At 36.1% G+C, this 6,853-nt stretch carries 4 protein-coding genes and 1 pseudogene; 4 read left to right on the top strand and 1 reads right to left on the bottom strand.

Annotated elements, in window-relative coordinates; genetic code table 11:
* Positions 1 to 203 precede the first annotated feature (203 nt).
* On the bottom strand, positions 204 to 686 hold the full coding sequence (locus H5975_RS06920; RefSeq protein ID WP_204785431.1) for a Dps family protein: 483 nt from the start codon (positions 684 to 686) through the stop codon (positions 204 to 206).
* Between the two features lie 278 nt (positions 687 to 964).
* On the opposite strand from H5975_RS06920, the gene H5975_RS06915 reads away from it, so the two are divergent.
* The 4 genes and pseudogenes from H5975_RS06915 (at position 965) to H5975_RS06900 (ending at position 5,397) form a co-directional block, all read left to right on the top strand.
* Positions 965 to 1,162, top strand: coding sequence for a helix-turn-helix domain-containing protein (locus H5975_RS06915; RefSeq protein WP_204785430.1), 198 nt, complete (start codon positions 965 to 967; stop codon positions 1,160 to 1,162).
* A pseudogene (locus H5975_RS09280) lies at positions 1,149 to 4,001 on the top strand (DNA methyltransferase). Before H5975_RS06915 ends, H5975_RS09280 begins: the two are co-directional and overlap by 14 nt.
* 226 nt (positions 4,002 to 4,227) lie before the next feature.
* The gene (locus H5975_RS06905) at positions 4,228 to 4,680 is read left to right on the top strand and encodes a hypothetical protein (protein ID WP_204785429.1); all 453 of its coding nucleotides are present in this window, start codon (positions 4,228 to 4,230) and stop codon (positions 4,678 to 4,680) included.
* Positions 4,681 to 4,692: 12 nt separating this feature from the next.
* The gene (locus H5975_RS06900; RefSeq protein ID WP_204785428.1) at positions 4,693 to 5,397 is read left to right on the top strand and encodes a hypothetical protein; all 705 of its coding nucleotides are present in this window, start codon (positions 4,693 to 4,695) and stop codon (positions 5,395 to 5,397) included.
* Positions 5,398 to 6,853 lie beyond the last annotated feature (1,456 nt).

Raw genomic sequence — 6,853 nt, 5'->3', positions numbered from 1 at the left:
AAAACATAAGCATTTCTCGTTCTTTTATAGTAAGATGGATATAGCTCATAACGGGTTACCTCGAATTATTTGACTTGGTCGTTAAACTAATTCTACCCCGCTATGGGTTTATTTTTTTACTTCGTGTTGCATTTCAATTGTAAATTCGCCGCATAAGAAAAAGACCATATTGCTACTCGTTTATAGCAATATGGTCTTTTATATTAGTCAGCGAATGGTGCTATGCCTAGATAAGCACTGATCATCCAAATATTTTTATCGGTTTCATCCTTGAAGCCATTAAGCATATCTTGAGTTGGGAAGTCTTTTTCTTCGTCAGTAACTTCGATTCCTTTTTGGTATTGGTCACGTAGGTACTTGAATTGATCAACTAGCCGTTGCATGAATTCAGTCATCGTTAATTGATCAAAAGCGACTTTATCATCTGGTAGGCCAGTATTTTCAATGAATTCGTGAGTTGTTGCCAGTGGACTACCGTTTAGAGCAATCAAGCGTTCTGCAATTTGATCGAGCTGTTCGCTTAGTTGATCGCTATATTCGTCCATCAGTGGATGGAGACGGAAGAAGTCTTCACCGCGCATATACCAGTGTGTTTGTTGAACGTTGACCTTTAATTGGCTGATATCGGCAATCAGTTGATTGAGCTGTGCTTTTGATTTTGGAAAGTCATAATTGCAAATTGTCATAATGAACCTCCTCTTCATAACCATTGGTTACACTAATACTATAACAGTTGTGAAAGCGCTTTTCAAATCAAATACTTGTGGTCCAGTGGCGGTATAAAACTATGGTGTAGCAGCATTCTCGTTAAGGTTTAGGAAAAGATATGTATAATTCAGGTTTTTATTTTTTTCTTTTCTGACCCGATATCGGTAGTAAAATTAAAGACGTAATAATAAGATGAAAGGGTAGGACAGTGACAAAAGAGTTTGACAAGGACCCGAATCTGGACAATCCTAATATCATGTCGGCTAGAGAAGCTGGAGAGATATGGGGGTTATCCGAAGGTTATGTTAGAGTCCATATGCGTGAAGGGCGTGACCATTTTCCACCAGGAACAATTAGAAAATTCGGTAAACAATGGGTAGTTACTACAAGGGGAATGGAATCCATTACAGGTCGAAAAGATCCAAGGAAAGGAAAGAATAATGGCAAAAAGTAGCACGCAAACCTTTTATGGAACAAAAGGTAATACTCGGAACCAGACACATAAGACAAGACGGCAGCTAATTCAAGAGTTTGTTAAGGAATGGACTGGCAAAGGTGAAATTAAGGAAGACGCCAACAGACAACCATTCATTGATGACTTGTTACGTCGTGTTTGTGGAATTGAACAACCAACTCAATATATTGAATACGAAAAAGACGTACAGGTAAAGGCTGACGGCAAACCAACTACACGTCGAATTGATGGTTACATTCCTTCTACTAAGGTTATGTGGGAAATGAAAGGTAGCCATGTAAAAGACCTCAATAAGCAGATACTTCAGTCTGGTGGAGATATGCTAACTCCATATGAACAGGCAAAACGGTATGCTAACTTCTTACCTCAAAACGAATATCCTCGGTGGATAGTGGTTTCTAATTTCTTAGAAATTGATATTCACGACATGAACAAGCCTTTATCAGAGCCAAAGGTAATCATGTTAAAGGACTTAGCTACTAACTATAAAGCACTAGATTTCTTGGTTGATACAAGCGCACAACAGATCATTGATGAAAAGAAACTATCAATTGATGCTGGTGTGCTAGTAAGTAAGATTTATCATGAGCTTTCCAATGCCTATTCATTACACGCTGATTTAAAAGACGAATCAATTCAGAAGAGTCTTAATATGTTAATTGTTAGGCTGGTATTCCTTCTTTATGCTGACGATACGGGGATTCTTGGTGACGAAAATATATTCCAAAAGTTTATCGAACGTCAAGAACCTTCAAACATTCGACAGATTCTAATGCAGCTATTTAAGGTATTAAACACTCCCGAAGATAAGCGTGACCCCTTCCTTGCAGACGATTACAAGCAGTTTAAGTATGTGAATGGTGGAATGTTTGCTGACGAAAATGTTATTATTCCACAATTTACTGATGAGCTTAAAGATCTGGTTGTCAATGAGGCTGGAAAAGGGTTTAATTGGGCCAATATTTCACCAACAATATTTGGAGCGGTATTTGAATCAACATTAAATCCCGACACTCGTCGTTAAGGTGGTATGCACTATACCAGTATTGAGAACATTCATAAGGTAATTGACCCGTTATTCTTGAATGATCTTAACGATGAGTTTGACAAGATTCAGAACATTCCGAATGCAAGAGATCGAGTAGTATCTGCTAAAGAGTTTCAAGATAAACTAGCGAAATTAAAGTTTTTTGATCCAGCCTGTGGATCTGGTAACTTTCTCACAGAAACATACCTTTCTCTTCGTAAAATAGAGAATAAATGCCTGCGTATCATTGTTGGTAATAACTCGGCATTAAACTTGGATTCTGATATTAGGGTTAAAGTAAAGATTCAAAACTATTATGGCATTGAAATTAATGACTTTGCCGTATCAGTTGCACGGACGGCCATGTGGATAGCCGAAAGTCAAATGTGGGACGAATCTCAAAACATTATCTTTAGTAAGGAAGACTTTCTTCCATTGGATAGCAATGATTCTATTTACGAAGGTAATGCCCTACGTATGAATTGGGAAGATATTGTAAAGCCTTATGAGCTGAACTACATTATGGGGAATCCTCCGTTTGTGGGATATAAGCAACAAGAACAATCACAAAAAGACGATATGCAGGCTTTAAATATTCCGTCAAAGTCTGTAGATTATGTTATAGCATGGTATTTCAAAGCAATTGAATATATGAAAAATACGACAATTCATTGTGCTTTTGTCTCCACTAATTCCATTACACAAGGAGAACAAGTTCCATTAGTTTGGAAAAAGTTAATTAATTTAGATGGACTTAATATAACTTTTGCGTATCGGACATTTAAATGGAATAACGAGGCTAAAAACCAGGCGCAGGTACATGTGGTCATAATTGGTTTTTCCTATGAAGGAGTTGAAGAAGATAAATTCATTTATGGCGAAGATATATCTAAAAAAGTTAATAATATTACGCCATATTTAACTGATGGTAGTAATGTGTTCATAAAGAAAAGGTCCAAACCTTTATCTGGCATAGCTCCATTAATGATATATGGGAGTGAACCAAGAGAGGGAAACAACCTCATTATTGATGAAAAACAAGCGGTAGAATTTAAACGTGAATACCCAGACATGGCAAAATATGTTCATAAATATGTAAGCGCCTCTGACTATATTAATGGCAAATCTAGATATTGTTTCTGGCTAGTGGACGCTTCTCCTAAAGAGATGTCCCATAATAAAGATTTAGAGTCAGCCCTAATAAAGGTTAGAAAGTATAGACTGAAGAGTAAGCAAAAGCAGGCACATGCAACTGCTGATACTCCTTGGTTGTTTACAAGTATTAGGCAGCCAAAGGATGATTATTTATTATTGCCAATTCACTCTTCTGAAAGACGTAATTATATACCAATTGGCTATGTCGATAAGGATATTATTGCAAGCAATGCGTGTTTCATGATCCCAAATGCTAATATGTTTACTTTTGGAATTGCAACTTCCAGTGTTCATATGGCGTGGACTAGAGTAATTTGCGGAAGAATAAAAAGTGACTTTAGATATTCAAATACGTTTGTATATAACAACTTCCCTTGGCCTGAAGTGGATAATGAACGAAAACAAAAGATTTCGGAAACTGCACAAGCAATTCTTGATGTACGGAAACTTTATCCAGATAGTTCACTAGCTGATCTATATGACCCACTGACGATGCCAGTTGAACTCCGTAAAGCACACGAAGCTAATGATAAAGCCGTTCTTAAAGCATACGGATTGTCAACTAATGCTACGGAGCAGGAGATAGTTCAACACTTATTTAAGATGTACGAGGAGCTAACTAAAGACGAAAAATAATGAAATCCTAGACATGATGTATCTAATACTTAACCTTATAAAATCACTATTTTATAAATTATGATATAATGAAAATTAGTTTAAAAAACTAAAAATGTAACCAGGTAAAGGGCACTAGATTAAGTTCTGGTGTCCTTTATTTGATTATAAGTAAAGTATCATGCCGATTAGTGTTAGAATAATAACTAGATTAATTCATAAATAATAATATGGGAGAGTAATTAATGTGAAAAAAGGATTATCAATTTTAGGCGTTTTATTGATAGGGATCAGCTTAGTAGGTTGTGGGAATAGTAAACAAGCCAAAGAAAATTCATCATTAAAGGCTGAAAATTCTAGCTTAAAGGAAAAAAAGCAGAAGCAAGAAAACAGTTCCTTGAAAGCAGAAAATGCATCTTTAAAGTCGTCAAGTGATCAGAATAATACTACAAGTAATTCTAGCTCTCATGAGGATCCAGCAAGTTTATCTAATGAGGAAGTAGCACAACGAGTTAAAGCTTATAAGGGTGATACAGCACCAGGATATAATACCTTGGTAACTAATAATGGTGATGGTACTTATGATGTTGAACTGCGTAAGGATTCTCCTGATGGAGAAGTAGCTAATATGATTGGAACATATACTTATAATGCTAAAAATAATACCATTACTACTAAATTTGAAACTGGATTAGATTAAGAGGCCTAACTCATGAAGAAGATACTTACTATGTCATTTATATTATTAGCTGGGCTAAGTTTAACTGCTTGTGGTAGTAATAGTAGTCAGGATAAAGAAAATTCATCATTAAAGGCTGAAAATGCAAGCCTTAAAGCAGGTTCTCGTCCAGACATAAATAAGTTTAACGATCAAGAATACGCTTTAGCAGCTTATTTGAAACTTCAAGGACAAAATGCTAAGGACCTGCGAGATAACATTAATAATATGCATTGGTCGCGAAAAGATAATACATATTCAATAGATTTTGGTGCTCATTCGACCACTATGACAGTCAATAAAGATAATGTCGAAGTTACTTATGATGATGTTGAGGGTGACCATATGGGATCTGGAAACGGTCATAAAACGTATTCTAAGGCTAAATTGTTTAAAATTATCGAGGAACAAAGAAATGGCATTGATGATATTTTAAAGAGTTATCAAAGTAATTTGCAGAATCAAAATACTACTCAATCAACACAAACCAGTAATACGAATACTCAATCGACAAAAAATGATAATGCGAGGACTCAAAGTCAGTCTGCCGGATTGAATAAAGGGTCTCATGATGCCACTGGTCATTCAACAAATGAATTGAGTCAACGGTCAAATACCGAAGAGGCAAGTAGTTCTGTTAGTAGTGCTACTATTCCTGCCAATAATGAGACTACTCAACAAGATTATGGTGGGCAATAATTGAAAGATGGGAATAACTAATATGAAAAAGGAATAGCAATTTTAAGTGTCTTACTATTAGGATTATGCTTAGCCTCATGTGGTTCAAATAACAATCAGGCTAAAACTAACGCTTCATTAAAAGCTGAAAATGAATCACTAAGAAAAGAGCAAAGCAATAATAGCGCTAATTCAAATAGTAGTAGCCAATCAGCTAATACAACTAAATCTATTTCTAATGGGGATGAGGCTATTGCTGCCGCGGAGGCTAAATATGGTGACAATAACGGAGATTGGCAATGGGGATGTTTAACATCTGATACTGGAGAACAGTCTCCAGATGGCTATTATTTTGTAAAAGCAATTTCTAAATCAGCTATTCAAAATGGTTCTATGACTGGAACAGCTATGAGTGTGAAGGTTTGGCCAGATGGCAGTATTACTGAGACAAAAAGACTCAAAACTGCAGAGAGAAGTAAATCCGCCAAAGACGCTCACCTTCTTTCAATGTGTTTTTGGCGATTTCATTGTAACAGAGGTTAACCTCTGTTTTTTTTGTTTTCAACTAAAAAACGGCATTGGTATAGAGATAGTAAATCTCTAACCAACACCATTTGGTGTAGAACCTATCTTTTGGGGCTTTTGTTTTTGACTATTGACGAACATAGGTTCGTATATTATCATTATTACTGTAAATCACAAGTGCGAAGGTGTTGCCAATGGACCAACGTGAGAAGAGGAAAATTATAAAGCAGATTGACGAACGAATAAAGCATTACTTTAAGAATATGCCGAGAACTAGATATTGGATAACCTTGAACTATTACAGCCCAACTGACGGGTATAATATGTTCTTTTGGATAAGACGGCCTCGAACTTTGACAAGATCGTATAATCTGGTGGATATGCCTAATTGTAGTTTTGATGAGCTGCTAGAAGTCTTAACCGAAATGAGGAAGAACTGGGGCTTCTCAATAGAATACTTAAAGATATCAGAGGACCAGAAACGTATATTGAATAGGAAGATAAGATAATCATGATGGAAACAAAGCTAAGACAGGCATACAACAAAGCCAATAAAGAAGTTGAGCACATTTACGATCATACTGAGAATTTACAATTCAAGTGCAACATAAATTAAAAAAATAACCAATAGCGCGGATGGTTGCCGTTTTAATTTACCCCGCCCCCGTATCTGCTGACAGCAAGAGCGCACACATTGCCGTTAGCTTTTACGCAAGCCCTATAAACATTTTAGGGTAGAGGGGCAATGCTAGGATAATAACATCCGTGTTAGTAAAACTTAGTAATTAACGTCTGTAATAGGTTGTTTGCGTACAAATGCTAATTGATTGCATACAAACGGATGACCTAAATTTCAAGAATAAGTTAGCCACTGGACTCAAATAAATAATACTGACCAATTGATTATTGGTTGATGGAGCTGTGATATCTCTTGGTAGAAGGCCTTACGATA

It is taken from the genome of Limosilactobacillus coleohominis, from assembly GCF_016901675.1.
Taxonomy (GTDB): domain Bacteria; phylum Bacillota; class Bacilli; order Lactobacillales; family Lactobacillaceae; genus Limosilactobacillus; species Limosilactobacillus intestinavium.
This window is presented reverse-complemented; position numbering and strand designations above follow the sequence as displayed.